The organism is Paenibacillus sp. OK076 (assembly GCF_900110055.1).
GTDB lineage: Bacteria > Bacillota > Bacilli > Paenibacillales > Paenibacillaceae > Paenibacillus.
Map to the genome: position 1 here is coordinate 670,454 of NZ_FOCH01000002.1, position 19,108 is coordinate 689,561.

Annotated in this window: 15 protein-coding genes; 11 read left to right on the top strand and 4 right to left on the bottom strand. The window is 51.0% G+C overall.

Annotated features, from left to right (window positions below):
* The first annotated feature begins 63 nt into the window (after positions 1-63).
* Together BMY78_RS21710 and BMY78_RS21715 are read left to right on the top strand one after the other, a co-directional pair.
* Positions 64-948: a carbohydrate ABC transporter permease gene (locus BMY78_RS21710; protein ID WP_064641854.1), complete on the top strand. Its 885-nt coding sequence runs from the start codon at positions 64-66 to the stop codon at positions 946-948.
* Positions 945-1,772, top strand: a complete 828-nt coding sequence (locus BMY78_RS21715; RefSeq protein ID WP_024632759.1) for a carbohydrate ABC transporter permease — start codon at positions 945-947, stop codon at positions 1,770-1,772. Before BMY78_RS21710 ends, BMY78_RS21715 begins: the two co-directional genes overlap by 4 nt.
* A gap of 114 nt (positions 1,773-1,886) precedes the next feature.
* On the opposite strand, the gene BMY78_RS21720 is transcribed toward BMY78_RS21715, so the two are convergent.
* Entirely contained in the window at positions 1,887-3,374 is a 1,488-nt protein-coding gene (locus BMY78_RS21720; protein ID WP_090903465.1) for an aminotransferase-like domain-containing protein, read from the bottom strand.
* A 157-nt stretch (positions 3,375-3,531) separates the two neighbouring features.
* Between BMY78_RS21720 and BMY78_RS21725 the strand changes: the two genes are divergently transcribed.
* A complete protein-coding gene (locus tag BMY78_RS21725; RefSeq protein ID WP_090903466.1) occupies positions 3,532-4,140 on the top strand; it encodes a LysE/ArgO family amino acid transporter in 609 nt (202 codons plus the stop codon).
* Between the two features lie 346 nt (positions 4,141-4,486).
* Here BMY78_RS21725 and BMY78_RS33655 read toward each other — a convergent pair whose 3' ends face one another.
* From BMY78_RS33655 to BMY78_RS21740, 3 genes are all read right to left on the bottom strand, one after another.
* Positions 4,487-5,323 carry a methyl-accepting chemotaxis protein gene (locus BMY78_RS33655; RefSeq protein WP_090903467.1) on the bottom strand — a complete coding sequence of 279 codons (837 nt, stop codon included), beginning with the start codon at positions 5,321-5,323 and terminating at the stop codon, positions 4,487-4,489.
* Between the two features lie 541 nt (positions 5,324-5,864).
* Positions 5,865-6,866: a GTP 3',8-cyclase MoaA gene (gene moaA, locus BMY78_RS21735; RefSeq protein ID WP_090903468.1), complete on the bottom strand. Its 1,002-nt coding sequence runs from the start codon at positions 6,864-6,866 to the stop codon at positions 5,865-5,867.
* Positions 6,867-6,986: 120 nt separating this feature from the next.
* The gene (locus BMY78_RS21740) at positions 6,987-9,209 is read right to left on the bottom strand and encodes a methyl-accepting chemotaxis protein (RefSeq protein WP_090903469.1); all 2,223 of its coding nucleotides are present in this window, start codon (positions 9,207-9,209) and stop codon (positions 6,987-6,989) included.
* Positions 9,210-9,752: 543 nt separating this feature from the next.
* On the opposite strand from BMY78_RS21740, the gene BMY78_RS21745 reads away from it, so the two are divergent.
* The 8 genes from BMY78_RS21745 to BMY78_RS21780 all read left to right on the top strand — a co-directional run bounded on the left by BMY78_RS21745 (position 9,753) and on the right by BMY78_RS21780 (position 18,861).
* A complete protein-coding gene (locus BMY78_RS21745; protein ID WP_256222261.1) occupies positions 9,753-10,568 on the top strand; it encodes an ABC transporter ATP-binding protein in 816 nt (271 codons plus the stop codon).
* On the top strand, positions 10,537-11,361 hold the full coding sequence (locus BMY78_RS21750) for an ABC transporter permease (RefSeq protein ID WP_256222262.1): 825 nt from the start codon (positions 10,537-10,539) through the stop codon (positions 11,359-11,361). The genes BMY78_RS21745 and BMY78_RS21750 overlap by 32 nt, the downstream gene beginning before the upstream one ends.
* The gene (locus BMY78_RS21755; RefSeq protein ID WP_256222263.1) at positions 11,358-12,308 is read left to right on the top strand and encodes an ABC transporter permease; all 951 of its coding nucleotides are present in this window, start codon (positions 11,358-11,360) and stop codon (positions 12,306-12,308) included. Before BMY78_RS21750 ends, BMY78_RS21755 begins: the two co-directional genes overlap by 4 nt.
* Before the next feature lie 102 nt (positions 12,309-12,410).
* Positions 12,411-13,484, top strand: coding sequence for an ABC transporter substrate-binding protein (locus tag BMY78_RS21760; RefSeq protein ID WP_090903472.1), 1,074 nt, complete (start codon positions 12,411-12,413; stop codon positions 13,482-13,484).
* Positions 13,485-13,571: 87 nt separating this feature from the next.
* Positions 13,572-14,945 carry an aspartate aminotransferase family protein gene (locus tag BMY78_RS21765; protein WP_090903473.1) on the top strand — a complete coding sequence of 458 codons (1,374 nt, stop codon included), beginning with the start codon at positions 13,572-13,574 and terminating at the stop codon, positions 14,943-14,945.
* 79 nt (positions 14,946-15,024) lie between these two features.
* Positions 15,025-16,299: a M20 family metallo-hydrolase gene (locus BMY78_RS21770; RefSeq protein WP_090903474.1), complete on the top strand. Its 1,275-nt coding sequence runs from the start codon at positions 15,025-15,027 to the stop codon at positions 16,297-16,299.
* Between the two features lie 170 nt (positions 16,300-16,469).
* Positions 16,470-17,351 carry a nitrilase-related carbon-nitrogen hydrolase gene (locus BMY78_RS21775; RefSeq protein WP_090903475.1) on the top strand — a complete coding sequence of 294 codons (882 nt, stop codon included), beginning with the start codon at positions 16,470-16,472 and terminating at the stop codon, positions 17,349-17,351.
* Positions 17,352-17,493: 142 nt separating this feature from the next.
* The gene (locus tag BMY78_RS21780; RefSeq protein ID WP_090903643.1) at positions 17,494-18,861 is read left to right on the top strand and encodes an NAD(P)-dependent oxidoreductase; all 1,368 of its coding nucleotides are present in this window, start codon (positions 17,494-17,496) and stop codon (positions 18,859-18,861) included.
* Positions 18,862-19,108: the final 247 nt, after the last annotated feature.

The window sequence follows — 19,108 nt, forward strand, 5'->3', positions numbered from 1 at the left end:
GGCAGAACGGTCTTCGTTCCCCCGTTTCCGCGAGTCTGCTTATAGTGAAAAGGGGGAGAACCAATGGCTACGAATGTATTCAAGAAGTATCTGTCGCTGCTAGCGTTCACTGCGCCTGCCTTTGTCATCTATGCGATTTTCCTGCTGTATCCCACATTTAGCGGTTTGTTCTACAGCTTGACGGACTGGAATGGTCTGAACCGGGATTACAGTTTTATCGGTCTGGGAAACTTCGTGGAGCTGTTCAAGGAAGATCCCGACTTTCTGAATTCCCTGTGGTTCACGTTAAAATATGTGGTGTTTATGCTGATTCTGCAAAATGGAATTGCCTTGCTGCTCGCCGTGTTCATTGAGACACGGACGCGCAGCAAGGGGTTATTCCGGACCCTGTTTTTCATGCCGAACATGATCAGTACGATCATCAGCGCCTTTATGTGGACGTTCATCTTCTCCCAGGTGCTGCCGCAGCTGGCCGAGAAGTTGGCGGTCTCTTTTTTGGACCAACAGTGGCTGGGTGATCCGAAATTTTCATTCTACTCCATCCTGATCGTATCGCTCTGGAATGGTGTGGGGTATATGATGATCATCTATCTGGCAGCACTCCAGGGTGTGCCGAAGAGTCTGAAGGAAGCGGCTGTTATTGATGGAGCCAATGCGTTCCAGGTACTTCGTAATGTCGTATTGCCGATGATTACTCATGCCGTGACGATCTGTTTCTTCCTGACACTGAACGGTGCTTTCAAAGTATTCGAAGTTGTGTACGGTCTGACAGGTGGCGGTCCAGGCAGAGCCACTCAGGTGATTACGATGAATATTTATGAAGAGGCATTCTCCAACAATTTTAGATACGGATATGCCAGTGCCAAGTCGGTTGTGTTATTCGTCATCGTGCTCATCTTCACACTCATTCAGATTACGGTGATGAAGAAGAAAGAGGTGGAAGCATGAGGATGCAACGAATTAACAGCTACCTGATTCGACTGCTGCTGGTGCTGGGCTCCCTCGTCGCAATGCTGCCAATCTACATGGCGATTGTGAACTCATTCAAAACACAAGGCGAAATGTTCCAGTCTTTTATAGCTCTCCCAACAACCTTTCATTGGGAAAACTATTCGGATGCGTTTAACAAAATCAACCTGCTGGGCAGCTCATTGAACTCGGCGATTGTATCCTTCCTGGGGATTGGCGGTATTGTATTCTGCGCTTCATTGGCCGGATACAAGCTGTCGCGTACTTCAGGCAGATTGAGCAACCTGATCTTCTTCCTGTTCGTGGCATCCATGCTCGTTCCTTTTCACTCGATCATGATTCCACTGACACGGGTTGCCAAAGGACTTCACGTCCAAGGAAGCACATACGGATTGGCTCTGATCTATATCGGACTTGGTGTGAACATGGCGATCTTCCTGTATCACGGGTTTGTTAAGTCCATCCCGCGTGAATTGGAAGAGTCGGCACAGATGGATGGATGTAATGAGTTCCAGACGTTCTTCCAGATCATCTTCCCATTGTTGCTGCCAATTACGGTCACCATCGCCATCTTGGACTTCTTATGGATCTGGAATGACTTCCTGCTGCCACTGCTCATGCTGACGGATGTGAATCGTTATACGCTGATTCTGTCCACGAACATGCTGTTTGGCGAGTACAATAAGGAATGGCCGTTGATCCTGTCCTCTCTGGTACTGACTGCGATTCCGGTGGTTCTCATCTATGCGTTCTTCCAAAAGTTCATCATGGAGGGTATTGCAGAAGGTGCGGTAAAAGGATAAAGGAAATCTGTCTGCGATCTAGACGAGACGTATCTGTCTTATTAATAACAAAACATGAAAGAGCCGCCTTGATCTGAGGGATGATATTCCTTCCGGTCAAGGCGTTTTTTTATTTCATGATGACATTAGCTTCTTGACTGCCTGTGCCAGCAAGTGAAGACCACGCTCCATCTCATCCGGTGAAGCATAGGCATAGGACAGACGAATGTGCTCTGCATCCAGGCGGTCATAGAGATAACCCGGATGAATCAGCACATGATTCTCCAGACAGGCATGGAACAGTTCGCGAATGGATAGAGGACTGGCGGTAAATCGGAGCCAGATATAAAAGCCTCCGGCAGGTATGCTCCACTCGGCGAGTTCACCGAAATTGCGTTGCAGAAGCTCAAGCATAAAGTCCCTGCGTCTGCGCAGTTCTGGCCGCAGGCGATCCATATGCTGCTTGTGGTATCCATCGGCAAACCAGAGTGCAGCAGCCTCCTGAGCGAGGGAGCTGGTGCCATAATCCGTCTGCATCTTGATGTCTGCGAGGCGACGGATGACCGGCTCCGGCCCAACCAGCCAGCCGAGGCGCAGACCTGGGCTGACCGCCTTGGACAAGGTGCCCATGTGCAGCACCCTTCCTTCTTTATCACGCGCCTTCAGCGATGGCGGCGGGGGCTCGTCCAGCCACAGGTCGCTGTAGGCGGCATCCTCCAATATGGAGATGCCGGTGTTCCGCGCTGTGGCGAGCAGTTCTTCCCGGCGGCTGTCACTCATGACGGAGCCGGTAGGATTGTGGAAGCTCGGAATCGTATAGAGCAGCGAGATGCTGTCCCTGTTTGCATTGTTCTGTACGGCATCTTCCAGACGCGGAGTGTGTAATCCTTGGGCATCCATCGGAATGCCACTCATTTTCAATCCGGCGGATTGGAAGGCATGAATGGAATACAGATAAGACGGTTTCTCCAGCAGGACTGCCGATCCGCGGGGCAGAAGCCCAACTGAAATAAGATGCAGTGCCTGGAGAGAGCCGGATACGATCAGAATGGAGTCAGGGGAGGCTTGGATGCCTCTTGCTTGCAAGTAAACGGACAAAGCCTGACGGAGCTCCAGACTACCCTGAGGTTCGAGGTAGTTTAGTGTACGAGAACGACTGGATAGAGCATGGAGGATGTCGTTAAAAGCCTCCTGGGGCATCAGCTCAGGCGCAAGCTCACCTGTACCAAGCCTGATGATGCCTGGCTGGAACTCAGCCCGGTTAATCTGCTGTACCTCTGGCAGATTGGGGTAATACCAGCCTTCTTCTATGGCTTCCTCCCAGTTGGGTAGGGCTCCGTGAGCCAGCGCATGCCAGCCAGAGCCACAGACATATGTTCCGCCGCCATGTCTGCCTTCAATCATCCCTGAGGCGGCCAGGTTTTCCAGCGCAGTAACCAGCGTGCTGCGATTCACACCCATGGTTTGAGCCAATGTCCGTTGTGAAGGAAGCCGATATCCAGCTGTCCATTCGCCGGCAGTAATTTTCTCGCTGATATAGACTTCAATCTGTCGGTACAGAGGTAGGGAATGGGAGGGGTCCGGCTTCCAGCTGCCCCCCTGTCGAGAATCAGAACGATTCATGGGCAGTTTTGCCTCCTTTATAGAATGATTGATGGGATTTACGTTTCCTCTTATTTTGAACACTATATCATTTGGTTGGGTCCAGTGCCATCCAAGTGGTTGGTTACGCCTGATGTTATCTCTACTACTATGGAGACATATCTAAGGGGGATGAACGATGGGGGTAATTATTCACGCGGCAGTGCTGGCATTTGGCCTGATTTTGCCACTCGGTGTACAAAATGTGTTTATTTTTAATCAGGGCATGAGTCAGCGAAGTTATGCACGGGCGCTGCCAGCGATAGTAACCGCAGGACTCAGTGATACGTTGTTGATTGGAGCAGCCGTCGGAGGGGTGTCCCTCATTTTACTGCAATGGCCGGTGCTGGCGAATGTATTGTATGCAGGAGGGAGTGTGTTTTTGCTCTATATGGCATGGAGCATTTGGAAGTCTTCCGGGCCTGCGAATAGTTCAGCAGCAGTGCTGTCTGCGGGAAGACAGATCGCCTTTGCTGCTTCCGTTTCCTTACTTAACCCACATGCCCTGCTGGACACGGTAGCCGTAATCGGCACCAGTTCACTTCAATACGAGGGGGTGGCACGCTTTTATTTTGCAATAACGGCGGCAGTGGTATCATGGGTATGGTTTCTGGGACTGGCAGGTGCAGGCAGGCTAGTAGGTAGAACAGATCGTACAGGCCGGATCAGTATTTTCTTCAATCGATTGTCTGCTGTAGTCATGGTCGGAATGGCAGGCATGATGCTGTGGAAGCTGATCGTATCGTAAAAATAGAAAAGAATGAGGCTGTCTCAGAAGGAATTCTGCCTCGCTCCAAGCGCTAACGAACCTACCGTACCTTAAAAGGCGGATCATCAACGTTTGCAAGATTTAACGAACCTCCGTAACGCTATTTCGTCATAACACGTTGTCAAAACCTAAAAATCGACGAAATAACGTCTCTGTGATTCGTTAGATCTCAGATCTGGGCCAATGGAAGCGAATAGCGTGTCTCAGGTTCATTCAAACAAAATAACACGAACAAGGGATGTCCCTGTCATATTCATGACTTATGGGACATCCCTATTGTTTATATGCTGGCCTTATAGTTAATGCGCCAAATGAGTATTCTATCTTATTCTGCCTGCAATAGCATGGATTCAATGAAAGACTTGAGATCCTTGGATGCGTTGTTCAGTTGATCAATCACCTCGCTGAACTCGGTGACGAGTTCGGCCTGCTGGTTGCTGGATTGGGCGATGGAGGTAATCTCCTGTTCCATCTGACGAATGGAATGCTGTACTTCCTTCAAGGAGCGTTCAATGTTCACCGTAGCTTCTTTGGTTCCGGTGGATAATTTGCGTACTTCGGTAGCCACGACGCCAAAGCCAGCTCCTGCTTCTCCTGCTCGAGCCGCTTCAATGGCAGCATTCAGACCTAGCAGGTTCGTCTGCTCCGAAATTTCACGAATGAATGAAGCCACTTTGGTGACTTCACTGGAATTTTGCACAGCCATCCGTGTGTTGTCCAAAATCTGTGAAGATGAAGCGGTCAGTTGCTGGGACTGAGCAGCTACGGTCTGAACCATATCGGTTAACTTACCGCTGATTTCCCCGATCAATTCGGTGAAGTGCTCCAGTTTTTCCTCGTTTTTGAGTGAAAATCCAATGGCCAATGCGCCTACGATCTGGCCTGCCTCATCGCGAAGCGGGGTAGCCGCCGAGTTAATGGGAGTCCCGTAGTGATGCGCTTCAATACGATTGGCTGAAGTCTCACCATGCATAAGTGCCCGGCGTAGTGTAGGATCTTCAAGCGAGATCGGATCTCCAGCCTTGATACCCAGATCAAGATCTTCGCTCCGTACGTAATACCGGAACTGCTCCATATCGGTAACGGCAATCATCAAATCATTTTCCTTGAGCATGATTTTAAAATACGGGCTTGCTGCAACAAGTGCTTCAACAATATTCAATTGGATCAACTCCTATATATGTGTGCGTATGATCGTGATGTATTGTATATTCATCGTCAGAATTGCGGGATTCTTGAAGGCCTGAAGTGGGCATATGGCAGATTAATTTTATTTTAATCTTGGAATCAGGAATGCTATATAAGTTCAACTAATGAATATTACACAGGTACTCCGATGACAGAACAACCTTCCGATCGCTGTTATCCCCAGATTTTTTTTGGATTTCCTTTTCCAAAGGGGAAAATCCGGGGATAAGTGTATGCTTCCGATGTAGCTTTCTTTCAGAAAGCTTTTAGGCGAACGCTTCGCTTCTTCAGGTTATTTCTGTCCTCTCCGTTATAGTGTAATGTTTAGTTGAACAAGTACAGAAAAAAGATAAATACATAATCCAAAAAGCTGCTGAAGACAGAACATCCTCAGCAGCTTTTTGTACAACAATGATTGTTACAATCATGAAGTAAATCGAAATTTTATATTCTTTATTTCTTCCTGCTCTGATGCATTTAAATGATGAGCAGGTACCCGCCAGATCACGCTTTGCCTATCCACCAATCTGGGACATGCGTCGTACCGTCGGTGTATGGCTTTGCATTTTCTGCTCCAGGGCCAGCGCCATTTCATGGTTCTTCGGTTTGGTGCCAAGTGCCTTAAGGAAGAGTGCCGCCATAGCATCGGGAGCATCTACGTAGCGGCGCACGTTGTATTCATCCGACCAGTACAGACAAGCTTTGATATGTCCGTCTGCTGTCAGGCGGAGACGGTTGCAGTTGTCACAGAAGTGATCACTGACCGGATGGATCAATCCGAATGTCCCTTGTGAACCGGCAATCTTCATGTTTCGTGATGGACCATTACCTGCAGGACCTGCCGTATTTTCCACCGTCCAGCCAGCCTCAGCACATACCTCCGTGACTGCCTCCAGCGGCAAATACGATTTGCGCCATGAGTCCGAAGCCTGCCCAATCGGCATATATTCAATGAAGCGCACATGCAGTGGCTGATCTATGGTCATGGCAATGAAATCTTTGATCTCATCATCATTGATGCCCTTCATTAACACGACATTCAGCTTGATCGGAGCAAGTCCAACTGCCGTGGCGGCTTCAATGCCTTTCAGCACCTTGTTTACATCCCCGCCGCGAGTAATCATGGAGAAACGGCTCGCCTGCAGGGAATCCAGACTGATGTTAATTCGGTTCAGTCCAGCGTCTTTCAAGGCCTGAGCTTGTTTGTCCAGCAGCAATGCATTGGTAGTTAACGCAATATCTTCAATCCCCTCAATGGCCGAGATCATACTTACGAGTTGATGCAGATCTTTCCGTACCAGAGGCTCGCCTCCGGTCAGTCGGACTTTCCGCATCCCCATTGGAGCCAGCACTTTGAGCACCTGGGCAATTTCCTCATAGCTCATAATTTGGTCATGCGGGGCAAATTCCATGCCTTCTTCGGGCATACAGTACACACAACGCAAATTACAGCGGTCCGTAACAGAAATACGGATGTAGTCATGTATTCTGCCAAAAGAATCCTGGAGCATTTCCATGCAGACCACCCTTTCATTGAATCAGATTGGAAAGCTTCTATATGAAATGAACCGACAATGTACTAAACGAACAGTTGCATCAAATTTTAGCTATTTCTCCAATCCGCGTCAATGATAACGTCAGATAATCGCGTTTTTATCGGGATGGGTCAGTTGGAATTGCCCCACAAGCTGCTGCAAGAAGACCGTGATGGCTTCTACATTGTGCGATGAATGCTGAACGTGCAGCATGTCGTTAATAAGCTCAACCATCTCGGCTTCCACCTCCGAAGACGTGGAACTGTTTTTGTGGCTGATGGCGGCGATATTCTCCATCAATACCACGACCTGATCTACAACCTGTGTTCTTTGGGGTTCTTCAGCCGTAGCACTTTGCAGTAACCGTGAAGCAGCCTGAACAAGCGTGGTGCCTTCAGCCAGCACCTGATCGCCTTCCTTGATGGATTGCGAGGCTGCTCCTGCTGCTACAGATATATTATCCAGAATCTGATGAATATCTTCCGTGGAGGAACGAGATAATTCCGCAAGCTTGCGGATCTCACCAGCAACGACGGCAAATCCGCGTCCATGTTCGCCGACATGGGCTGCTTCAATGGAAGCATTCAGTGCAAGCAGGTTGGTCTGTGCCGAAATTTCATCAATGACAGCAAGTGCGCGGTAGATGTCCTGCATGGTCGCCATAAAGGATAAAATCGTATGGTTGGTGTCAGACACGGCTCCCGAGATCTGGGTCATTTTGTCTCCGATACGCTCCACTTCCTGACGGGCAACGTCAATCTGCTCTGTGGCAGACACTTCAAGCTGCTGTAGAGTGAGGCGCATTTCGTCGGCGGCTACTTTGGCCTGATCCAGGTCCTCTAGCTGCTTGCGTATCCCCTTGATCATGGAGCCAAGTTTGAGATTTACACGTTCGGTTGTACCCTGTGTAGTTTCCGTTGAGGCTCGCATCTGGTGCTGGTTGTTCATCACATCCACGGTGGCAAGCTGTACCTTGAGCATGATTCCTTCCAGAGAGTCGATCATATTGTTGATCCATTTCGCCAGTTCACCTGATTCATCCTGGGCAAAAGCCGACGTGTCCAGACGCTGGGTCAGATCGCCTTTGCCTTCGGCGTTAATCCGAATAAATCGGCTAATGCGGCGCAAATCCTCATGGACCCGTTGAACATGTTTGCGTTGCAGTTGGTTTGCAGTCAGGAATCCATAGATGATATTAAAGGCAGCGATGGCTGCTGCGCTCCATGCACTTCCAGTCAGCGCATATACAAGTGCCGCTCCTGCAATGCCTGACAACAGGATGTACAAGCTGTGCTGCTTGAATTGGCGCCAGCCAATGCTGCGTATCCGATACACTTCCTCCAGATCGCCTTCACACATCATGCCCCACAGATCCGGACAGTGGGGAAGCTGGAACGTGATGCCTTTACCGATAACTGAAATATGACGATAATCCGAATAACCCGGAAATGCTACAAACAGATTGGAGCCATTGCGAATGGTATTCGCTACACCAGGACGAAGTTCGTTGGTGGAAGGATCGGTAAACATCAGTTCCAATTCGGTATGTTCTTTAACAGATACCACGCCCCATTCGGTGGTTACGCCGTCTTTCAGATTCTCCCCATGGGTGAATGTATGATCCTCGAAGCGGCTGCGGGACAGGGCAGTCCCGGGTTGAAGCGTGGGTCGCAGTCTCGACTCAGCCATGAATAGATAATTATCCCCGGAATCGGGGTAGATGTGGCCTGATTCACGCTGGATAAGATCGCCCAAGACATCATTAGGCACGCGATTGCATAGGGAGCCGATGTAACGGCCGTTTTCCATGATCGGTACGATAAACATCAGGGTTACATCATCGTGAAACGTGGAAGAACGTGGTCCAATTTCTAGTGTGAGCGGATCAGAATAATGTCCAAACAGGCACTTTTGTCCGTTGATATCCGCTTGGGTATACCTCAGTCCTGGCCCAATCAAAGCATTTCCATCTTCGTAGACTTGTCCAATATGTTTCTTATATGTAGAAAATACAACCTGGTTTTGCTCGTTCAGCATAAAAAGCTCAGTACTATCAGTAGCGCGTGCATAACTTGCTGCGAACCATACCTCCAATCCGTGTACATCTTCCGTGCCTTGCAACATACCTTGCGGATGAACAGCTCGTACCTGCTGAAGCAATCGATCCAGATGATTCCACTGCTCCTCAGCCCAATCCATCAAGAGCTGCCGCCGGGTCTCGGCGATGCCCTCAAAGATTTCCTCTACGTCTTGCTTCATACTTGCATTCAACCGATACGACCGCCACAGCGGCCACCCTTTTCTCCATCCCAGCCAATCAAACATACGGACCACCCCGATTTCTGATTTTGAAAATCCTTTGCGAGACTGTTCGGAAACGCGATTATCCAGCCACTATGGGTGGTGGAAGGGAATCAATGACACCGCCTTCATGATCCCGGAACCAGACACCGTATCGGGGCGAGAGTTCACGTCCTTCTATATGAGCATTTTGTAAAATGCTGTTATCAATGTTTATACAAGAAAATCAACAAGAATACGAGGGTATATGTCATATTTTCCGAATATTTATTCAATAAATACAAATGATTATCCGCCTTTATTGAACATGACAAGAATTCTGTGTGAGTGAAGCAGATGTAAGATAACATACACGAAAATTAACATGCTTAGGACTGAGAATCGATATCATTTTACACTGTGTAACATGAACAGGCCCATACTCAAAACAGTCTGTATAATGTAATCCCTGCCCAAAGATATATAGTATTACCTAACAAGCAAAACCTGTTACGTTCGTGTATATAAACCTTCCATTCAGCCTTGGTGTGAAAAGATTGCGAGCTTCCCGCGAAAAGGAGAATGCCCATGTCCTCAATCATCGTCCCCGACACCTGCCATATTGAGCTGGATCACGTGTCCGTTGTATTTGGCAGTGGAGCACAACAAGTTACCGCCCTGTCTGACGTTTCGTTTCAAATCCATTCCAATGAATTTGTCTCTCTGCTTGGCCCCTCGGGGTGTGGCAAGTCTACACTGCTTCGACTTGTAGCCGATTTGCTCCAGCCAACGACAGGCAGCATCCGGGTTGCCGGGGAAGAACCGGAGCGGGCGCGGTTGCAGCGCCAGTTCGGTATTGTCTTTCAGACGCCAGCTCTGTTCGATTGGCGCACGGTACGTCACAATGTGGAGCTTCCCCTGGAGCTGCTCGGCACAAGCCGGAAGGAGTGCCGCCGCTTGAGTGGTGAACTGCTTGAAATGGTCGGGCTGACCCGCTTCGCTGACCATTATCCATGGCAGCTCAGTGGGGGCATGCAGCAGCGTGTTTCCATCGCACGGGCACTGGCGCTTGATCCGCCATTGCTGCTTATGGATGAACCTTTCTCCGCACTGGATGAATTCACGAAGGAGAAGCTGCAACTGGAGCTGCTTGATATTAAGCGATCTACAGGCAAGACATTCCTTTTTGTTACACACAGTATCCCCGAAGCCGTATTTCTATCTGACCGCATCATCGTCCTCTCCGCACACCCTGGTCAGGTGCACTCCATTCATTCCGTTAACCTGCCAGCCGAGCGGGATCGAGAGCTGAGGGAAACCGAAGCCTTTTACCGCATGATGACCACCATCCGCAATTGTTTCTATGAGGAGCGTGATCCAATCCATGTTCCTGCACACCAATAAGCTGGGTTTTCGCTCATGGGTAGTGATCTGGATTTTGTCCGTATTGCTGCTGTGGGAAGGTATCGCCTGGATTCTCCACTTGTTCTTGTCACCCCAGCAGGCAGCATCCCGTCTTCCTTATCTGCACGAGGTTCTCGCAGCCCTGTTTCGTTACTCAGGCACATTGGCTGAACAGGGGGCCGTAACGTTTGGGAATGCAGCAATTGGTTTTGCCGGTGGAACTGTGTTAGGTCTGCTTCTGGCCCTGCTCATGAGTGTGGCGGTTTGGGTGGAACGTACCTTATCCCCGTATGTCATCTCTTCCCAGATGGTTCCCGTAATCGGTCTTGCGCCCATTGTCTATGGCATTATCCATAACGCCGAGTGGGCCCGAATTATAATGGCGGCTTACGTTACGTTCTTCCCGATTATCATCCACACACTCAAAGGATTAAAAAGTGCAGCGCCGGAGCATCTGGAGCTTATGCGTTCCTGTGGAGCTTCCCTGCCTGCGCGTTATATCAAATGTCTGCTGCCTTCTGCGCTGCCGGGTCTGTTTTCGGGTATGAAAATAGCTGCTCCACTCGCAGTCACCTCTTCCATTGTGGTGGAGCTGATGGGAGCCCCGGATGGACTTGGTGTACTAATGGTCAGTTCCTTGTATTACGGCAGTGCCCAAATCGGCATGTTCTGGGCAACCATCATGCTCAGCATTGGCATTGGACTTATCTCGTACCTTGCCATCAGCCTCGCTGAGCGCTGGCTAACCCCATGGCAGCCCGAATTTAGGGCCAAGGGAGGGCGTGCTGCATGATGAATGAACGTGTGATGGTAAGTCGCAAAGGTGAGGAGGGTGCGACTGTCTCTGTCTCTGGCACGGCCTCCATGGGGGAGTCTATCGCGGATTCGGTTAGGGTACCATCTCCTTCAAGTGCGGATATCGATGGACATCAGGGACAAGCCGCACAGAGGCCGCTGGGCAGTAGTGTTCGCAAAAGATCAATTGGATTGCGCCTATTGCCGTGGCTTGCAGGAGCCTTATTTCTAACCCTGTGGCAGCTTCGATTGTTCCATCAGTTATTCTCGCTTGAAAGTTACCAATTGCCTGTTCCGTCAGCGATTGCAGCGTCCATCAGGGAAAATGCAGAGATGCTTTTCCGATATGCGATGTACAGCGGAACCGAGATGCTGGGTGGATTTCTGCTCGGCTCCTTGCTGGGAGCCTTGGCCGCTGCGGGTGCATCCTTCTTTCCGACGAGCGGCAGGGCGGCGGTTGCCGTGATGTCAGCACTGAATGCCGTTCCGATTGTTGCGCTGGCCCCGATTATGAACAACTGGTTCGGGGACGGGATATGGTCCCGTATCGCCGTTGTAGCTGTAATTACGATGGCTGCTATGGCTGTGAGTTTATTCAAGGGATTAACCTCCATTCAGCCGCAATACAGTGATCTGATGGGTGGTCTTGCTGCCAGCAGGATGCAGGTTTTCGTGAAGCTGCGCTGGCCACATGCGCTGCCTTCCCTCTTCGCGGGTCTGAAAATTAATATGTCGACCAGCATTATTGGCGCCATTGTGGGTGAATTTTTCATCGCCTCCCAGGGGCTGGGATACTTGCTCTCGGATCAGATCCGACTGGCAAACATGCCACTTGCCTGGTCCTGTATTGTTATCGCCGCCGCGCTCGGTATTGTGTTGTATGAAGCCGTCGTTCTGGCCGAAAAACGGCTGACCCCGTGGAATCGTGCACATACAGACCCGTAAGCTCATCAAGGTGCCAACCTTCCACAGATCGATTGACTCGTGAAGCAGCGCTTCACAGTACCTGATTGAAAATCCTTATATAAACAGGGGGTTGTTCTGTATATGTACAAAACGTTAAAACCGGGTTTTCTGGTGTGGGTACTGTTGGTCGTTGCGATGCTGGGAGCGTGCTCCGCAAAATCAGAGCCTGTCACTCCTGCTGCTGCCAGCTCGGAGGGAGCGGGAGGGTCAGATCAGCCCTTAACCAAAGTGAAAATTCAGCTTAAATGGGTACCGCAGGCTCAGTTCGCCGGGATATACGCCGCTAAGGAGAAAGGTTTTTTTGCAGATGAAGGTATTGATGCCGAGATTATTCCGGGTGGCCCGGATATCGTGATCGAACAGCAGGTGGTCAACGGCGCAGCCGATGTGGGCATCACCGGGGTGGACAGTTTGCTGGTCAGCCGGGATAACGGTCTTCCGCTCGTCTCCCTCGCCCAGATTTCGCAGAAGAGCAGTTATCGATTGATTGCCAAGAAGTCCGCAGGTATTACCGATCCCGCCCAGATGAAAGGCAAGAAAGTGAGCACATGGTTTGGCAGCCAGCAGTTTCAGGTTCTCGCTTTTATGGAGAAGAACGGCCTTGATCCCAAGAAGGATATTGAACTGGTGAAACAGGGCTTCACGATGGATCAGTTCTTCAACGATCAGGTGGATGTTGCCACGGCGACAATCTATAACGAATATCACGTGGTACTGGAAAGTGGGACGAAGGAGTCCGACCTGGATGTATTCAACATTGAGGATGCCGGGGTAGGCATGCTGGAGGATACGCTGATCGCCAAGAAGGATTGGGTGGACAGTAATAAAGAGCTCGCGGTGAAAGTGACCCGTGCCGTTCTGAAAGGCTGGAACTACGCTATCGACAATCAGAATGAAACGGTGGATATCGTCATGAAGAACGTAACCGACGGCAGCACGACCCGTGAACATCAGGTGACCATGCTCGAAGAGATTGCGAAGCTGATTCGACCGGAAGGATTTACGGAGAAACAGGTGGGCAGTTTCGTGGATGAGTCTTTTACCCGGACTGCGGATATTGCCCTGAAGTATGGCCTGATCAAGAAAGCCGCTAATCTGGACGAAGCATTGGAGAAAAGCATCTATGAAGAAGCGGTGAAGGATGTGACGAACTAAATAAGTGTGGAGCGTTCGGAAGATGGTACTGCAATCGAAGTGTTCAATTGTAAAGTCTTAGGTTCAGCTTGGAGAGGAGGATGACGAATGAGCTCAGTGGATCAGCAACCCCAGCCTTTTGGTGGTACGAAGGAAGAGTGGCTGGAGAAGGATCGCAAATATGTGTGGCATCACATCTCGCCTCATAACGATCATCCGATGATTGCCGTAAGCGGGGAGGGCAGCTGGATCACGGATCAGGATGGCACACGGTATCTGGATGCGATGTCGGGACTGTGGTGTGTGAACGTCGGGCATGGACGCGAGGAAATTGCCCAAAGTGCCTATGAGCAGATGAAAGCTCTTGCGTACGTGCCCATGACCCAGAGTCATGAGCCGGCGATTCTGCTGGCAGAGAAGCTGAATGACTGGCTGGAGGGGGAATATCGCATTTTCTTCTCCAATTCAGGTTCGGATGCCAATGAAGTGGCGTTCAAAATAGCCCGTCAGTTTCATCACCAGAATGGTGAGCCCACTCGTCACAAATTCATCTCCCGTCACCGTGCCTATCACGGCAACTCCATGGGCGCACTGGGCGCTACCGGGCAAGCCGCCCGCAAAATCAAATACGAGCCGCTGGGCGTAGGCTTCTCTCATGTACCGCCTCCTTATTGCTACCGCTGTCCATTTGGACGAAACAAGGATGGATGCGGATTGGAATGCGCCACCATCTATGAGGAGGTTATTCGCTGGGAAGGGCCGGAGACGGTAGCTGCGGTCATTATGGAACCGGTCATTACAGGGGGCGGCATGATTGTCCCGCCTCCGGATTACATGCGCACTGTACAGGAGATTTGTCAGCGCTATGGTGTGCTGTTGATTGTGGATGAGGTCATTTGCGGGTTTGGTCGCTCCGGGCAAAAATTCGGTCATCAGAATTATGGCGTGCAGCCCGATATCGTCACGATGGCAAAGGGCATGACGAGTGCGTACGCTCCACTATCGGCGACAGCCGTTCGAGCGGATCTGTATGACACGTTCAGAGAACCCGGAACCGATTCACACTTTCGTCATGTGAATACGTTCGGGGGCAATCCTGTATCCTGCCGTGTGGCACTGGCGAATCTCGAAATTCTGGAACGAGAGAATCTGGTCAGCCGTGCCGATGAACTTGGATACCTGCTTCGGGATAAGCTGGAGCCGCTGCTGGAGCTATCGGTGGTTGGAGATATCCGCACATTTGGCTTCGCCTGCGGGGTGGAGCTGATTGAAGCCGATGGTTCGCCTGCTCATGCGGATAAGGTCATGAACGTGCTGGCAAGCTGCAAAAAGGACGGCATCCTGATTGGCAAGAACGGCGATACGGTGCCGGGATTTGCGAATATTTTGACCATCTCTCCGCCGTTTGTCACCACTGAGGAGGAATTGGACCTGATCGCTGGCAGTTTGCTGGCTGCACTACGCAGTCTGGATGCAGGGTAGTGAGGGTGTCGAAGCGGAAATTCAGGTGGGATTTCTATATATATCGTGATTTTGAATAGGCATAAGGAGGCGATGGAGGATGCAGACCACCACCGGCAAAATTATTAATCAGCTGCGTCTGGATGATCGAATTGAACAGCTGTCCCGTATTGGCCGAATAGTGGAGACGGGTGTCTGTCGACTAGCCTTAACTCCGGAAGATATGGAGGGCATTATCCAGGTTCGTCTATGGATGGAAGAGGCCGGACTTGTGACTCGGCTTGATCCGTTTGGCAATCTGATTGGACGTCTTGAGGGTACAGATTCGTCCCTGCCGATCCTCATGATCGGTTCGCATATCGATTCCCAGCCGTATGGCGGTCGGTATGATGGGGCCATCGGCGTCCTTGGCGCGCTGGAAGCTGTGCAGTGTCTGATGGAACAAGGCATTCGCCCAAGGATGCCGATTGAAGTCATTGCTTTTTGTGATGAAGAGGGGTCGCGTTTCAATAAAGGATTATTTGGCTCACGTGGCATAACGGGACAGCTGGAAGAGGGAGAATTGGAGCGGGAGGACAAAAATGGGGTGACCCGACGAGAGGCATTGGAGGCCTTGGAGGCCTTTGGGTGTGAACCAGAACAATTTACAGAAGCGATCTATCCGGCAGGTTCCATCGGCAGTTATCTGGAGCTGCATATTGAGCAAGGACCTGTTCTCGAATCGCTGGCCGCTCCGGTAGGTCTGGTGACTGGCATCTCGGGCCCGCTGTGGCTCACGGTGACCATGAAAGGCATGGCAGGGCATGCCGGGTCTGTACCGATGGGGATGCGTCATGATGCGCTGGTGGGCAGCGCCAAGGTCATTGCGGCTTTTGACGATATGGTCAGAGAAGAACCGGAAGCTCCGACAGTAGGGACCGTGGGGAGCCTCCGTGTCTTCCCGGACTCACGCAACATCATTGCTGAGCAGGTCAGCTTTACGGTTGATTTGCGAGATATGGAGATGGAGCGCAGAAATCGGCTTGAAGGAAGGTTAATGAGCCTCTTGGATGACGTCAGCTCGCAATACGGCCTGACCTACTCCTTGACCGAAGATACCAACAGCGAGCCGCGATATTGTGCAGAACGGATCAAGAATGCCATTCGCTCGTCTGCCGAAGAGATCGGCCTGCCTTTACCGGAATTGATGAGTGGACCGTTCCATGATGCGTTGGCCCTTTCTTACGTGTGTGACTATGGCATGATCTTTGTTCGCAGCAAGGATGGGGTCAGCCATCATCCAAGTGAGTATTCTTCGCCCGAGGACATTGCTCTCGGTACAGAAGTGCTGTACCGCACGATCAGGCAGATGTGCAGCCCGGAAATTGGCGAATAACGAGGGGAACATACAGGAGGGAGGACGATGGAAGTTCATTTCTTTCAATTCTTTGGTAACGATCCGATGGATACTTCAAATGCAATAGAATCGGTGGGATTTACAGTCATATAAGATGATGGTGATTTTCATATAAACGGACAGTTTCTTAGAGGAGGCGACGTGGCGTTATGGGTAAAATCAGCATCGGGATGATTCAAGCCTCTCACGAGGTGGAGGGCTCGGCCCCAGTTGAAGTGCATAAGGAGGCCGCCATTCAGAAACACATGGCGCTGGTGCGTGAAGCGGCTGCTCGGGGAGCACAGATTATTGGGTTGCAGGAAGTGTTCTACGGACCTTACTTCTGCACAGAGCAGAGCCCCAAGTGGTATGCATCTGCCGAGCAGGTGCCGGAAGGACCGACGACCAGGCGTTTTCAGGAGCTTGCGAAGGAGCTTGGGGTGGTAATCATTTTGCCTGTATACGAGGTGGAAGGAATTGCTTCGTATTACAATACGGCTGCTGTTATTGATGCGGACGGCTCCTACCTGGGAAAATACCGCAAACATCATATTCCGCATGTAGAAGCGGGCGAAGGCACGAATGGGTTCTGGGAAAAATATTATTTCAGGCCCGGCAACCTGGGGTACCCGGTATTTGATACAGCCTACGCCAGAGTGGGCGTGTATATCTGTTATGATCGTCATTTTCCGGAAGGAGCAAGGCTGCTCGGGCTTGCGGGTGCGGAGATTGTATTCAACCCTTCCGCAACGGTAGCCGGAACATCGGAATATTTGTGGAAGCTGGAGCAGCCTGCCCATGCGGTGGCTAACGGCTATTATGTGGCTGCCATCAACCGAGTGGGCGTAGAATCGCCATGGAATATGGGTGAATTTTATGGTCAGTCGTATCTGGTGGACCCGCGAGGCAGGATGGTGGCCATAGGCAGCAGGGATCAGGATGAGGTCATCATTGGCGAGATGGATACGGAGTTGATTCGGGAAGTACGCAATGTATGGCAATTTTACCGGGATCGACGGCCCGAGACCTACGAACATCTCGTTAACTTGTAGCAATGACCTGGGATAAAAATCCGGAGCTAACAGCGATGGATCGATGATCGTTCAGCCATTGCATTACCCAGTGTGAGTGAGTCGTTACCTTGATCCGGCGGCGAAAGGATAACAGAGATCAATCTTGGAGGTGTAAGACATGATGAACAGCACAGGAGCAACGTTGTCCGATTACGGATGGGAGAGCCGTTTTACCGAAATGAAGCCTGCAATGACGGGCAAGGAAGCGATGGAGGAATCGAACCGCTGTCTGTACTGTTATGATGCACCCTGTATCAAGGCATGTCCAACCGACATCAATATTCCTTCGTTTATCAAAAAAATATCGACAGGTCACCTCAAAGGCTCGGCTCGGACCATTATGGAAGCCAACCCGGTGGGAGCAAGTTGTGCGCGGGTGTGCCCGACAGAGGAACTGTGTGAAGGCGCTTGTGTACTGAACGAGTCATCCAAACCGATTCGGATTGGTGATTTGCAGAGATATGCAACAGACTGGGCACGGACGAAGAATGAACCGTTATTCAAGGCAGCGCCTGCCAACGGAAGAACTGTTGCGATTGTAGGAGCAGGGCCTGCGGGATTGTCTGCGGCCAGAGAGTTGGGGCGTGCAGGGTACGAGGTGACGATCTATGAAGCCAAAGCGAAAGGCGGAGGGCTGAACACGTATGGTATCGTGTCCTTTCGCCTGCCGGAATCCGTAGCTTTATGGGAAGTCGAACAGGTGCAAGCACTGGGTGTGCAGATTCGGTATGGTGTGCGTATCGGGGTGGATGTGTCCGCTGAAGAGTTATTGGAGCAGCACGAAGCCGTTATTCTGGCTTGCGGAATGGGCGCTGTTCCGATGCTTGGCATTGAAGGAGAGACGCTGGAGGGCGTCTATGATGCCATTGAGCTGGTGGAATCCACGAAGCAGGGTGTGCCTCCGGCGCTGAACGGTCTGAAGGTTGCCATTATTGGTGCGGGCAATACGGCAGTGGATGCAGCAACCTGTTCGGTGCGTTTGGGTGCCGAGCGTGTGCAGATGCTTTATCGACGCGGGGAGAGCCAGATGACGGCTTATGCCTTTGAATATACATTTGCGAAGCAGGAAGGTGTGGAATTCCGCTGGTTTACCATGCCGAAGCGCATTATTGGAGACGAGAATGGGCGAGTTCAGGCGATAGAGTGTGTGAAAATGAAGCTGGTTACTCCACCTGGAGGTGGTCGGGCACTGCCTGTGCCGATAGAGGGATCGGAGTTCATGCTTGAATGTGACACTGTTGTTCGAGCCATTGGACAGAACCGTTTGCTGCCATTAATTGAGGCATTTGGCCTGCATCATCACTGGGGTGTTGTTGAAGTGGAACCACAGACGTACCGTACGTCCCATCCACAGATCTATGCGGCAGGTGATGTGATCTTCGGACAGGGGCAGGGTGAAGCGATGGTGGTCTCCGCAGCACAGCAGGGCAAGCTGGCGGCTGCATCGGTGATGAAGGTGTTGCCCGGACAGGTGGAAGAGACGGCGTGAGCAGCGAGGGAGACAAGGGAAAGTGGAGATTGCACGGAAAGCGTGCAATGAAAGGGTGCAAGGAGAGAGTACGGGTGGGAGAGCGCAAGGGGACAGCGAGAGTGACAGAGGAATAAAGCTGAGCAAGAGGTGGGGGTGTGCATCAAATTCTCGTGTCCCTGACGCGCTAACGAACCCCACACATCTTATAGTGGCGATTATGAAGGATTGAAAAATCTAACGAATCTCACACGTCCTACTTTGATGA

Excerpts from the sequence above, each read along its gene's own strand:
- BMY78_RS21710 (WP_064641854.1), top strand. The coding sequence starts at position 64 with ATGGCTACGAATGTATTCAAGAAGTATCTGTCGCTGCTAGCGTTCACT.
- BMY78_RS21715 (WP_024632759.1), top strand. The coding sequence starts at position 945 with ATGAGGATGCAACGAATTAACAGCTACCTGATTCGACTGCTGCTGGTG.
- BMY78_RS21720 (WP_090903465.1), bottom strand. The coding sequence starts at position 3,374 with ATGAATCGTTCTGATTCTCGACAGGGGGGCAGCTGGAAGCCGGACCCC.
- BMY78_RS21725 (WP_090903466.1), top strand. The coding sequence starts at position 3,532 with ATGGGGGTAATTATTCACGCGGCAGTGCTGGCATTTGGCCTGATTTTG.
- moaA (WP_090903468.1), bottom strand. The coding sequence starts at position 6,866 with ATGGAAATGCTCCAGGATTCTTTTGGCAGAATACATGACTACATCCGT.
- BMY78_RS21740 (WP_090903469.1), bottom strand. The coding sequence starts at position 9,209 with ATGTTTGATTGGCTGGGATGGAGAAAAGGGTGGCCGCTGTGGCGGTCG.
- BMY78_RS21745 (WP_256222261.1), top strand. The coding sequence starts at position 9,753 with ATGTCCTCAATCATCGTCCCCGACACCTGCCATATTGAGCTGGATCAC.
- BMY78_RS21755 (WP_256222263.1), top strand. The coding sequence starts at position 11,358 with ATGATGAATGAACGTGTGATGGTAAGTCGCAAAGGTGAGGAGGGTGCG.
- BMY78_RS21760 (WP_090903472.1), top strand. The coding sequence starts at position 12,411 with ATGTACAAAACGTTAAAACCGGGTTTTCTGGTGTGGGTACTGTTGGTC.
- BMY78_RS21765 (WP_090903473.1), top strand. The coding sequence starts at position 13,572 with ATGAGCTCAGTGGATCAGCAACCCCAGCCTTTTGGTGGTACGAAGGAA.
- BMY78_RS21770 (WP_090903474.1), top strand. The coding sequence starts at position 15,025 with ATGCAGACCACCACCGGCAAAATTATTAATCAGCTGCGTCTGGATGAT.
- BMY78_RS21775 (WP_090903475.1), top strand. The coding sequence starts at position 16,470 with ATGGGTAAAATCAGCATCGGGATGATTCAAGCCTCTCACGAGGTGGAG.
- BMY78_RS21780 (WP_090903643.1), top strand. The coding sequence starts at position 17,494 with ATGAACAGCACAGGAGCAACGTTGTCCGATTACGGATGGGAGAGCCGT.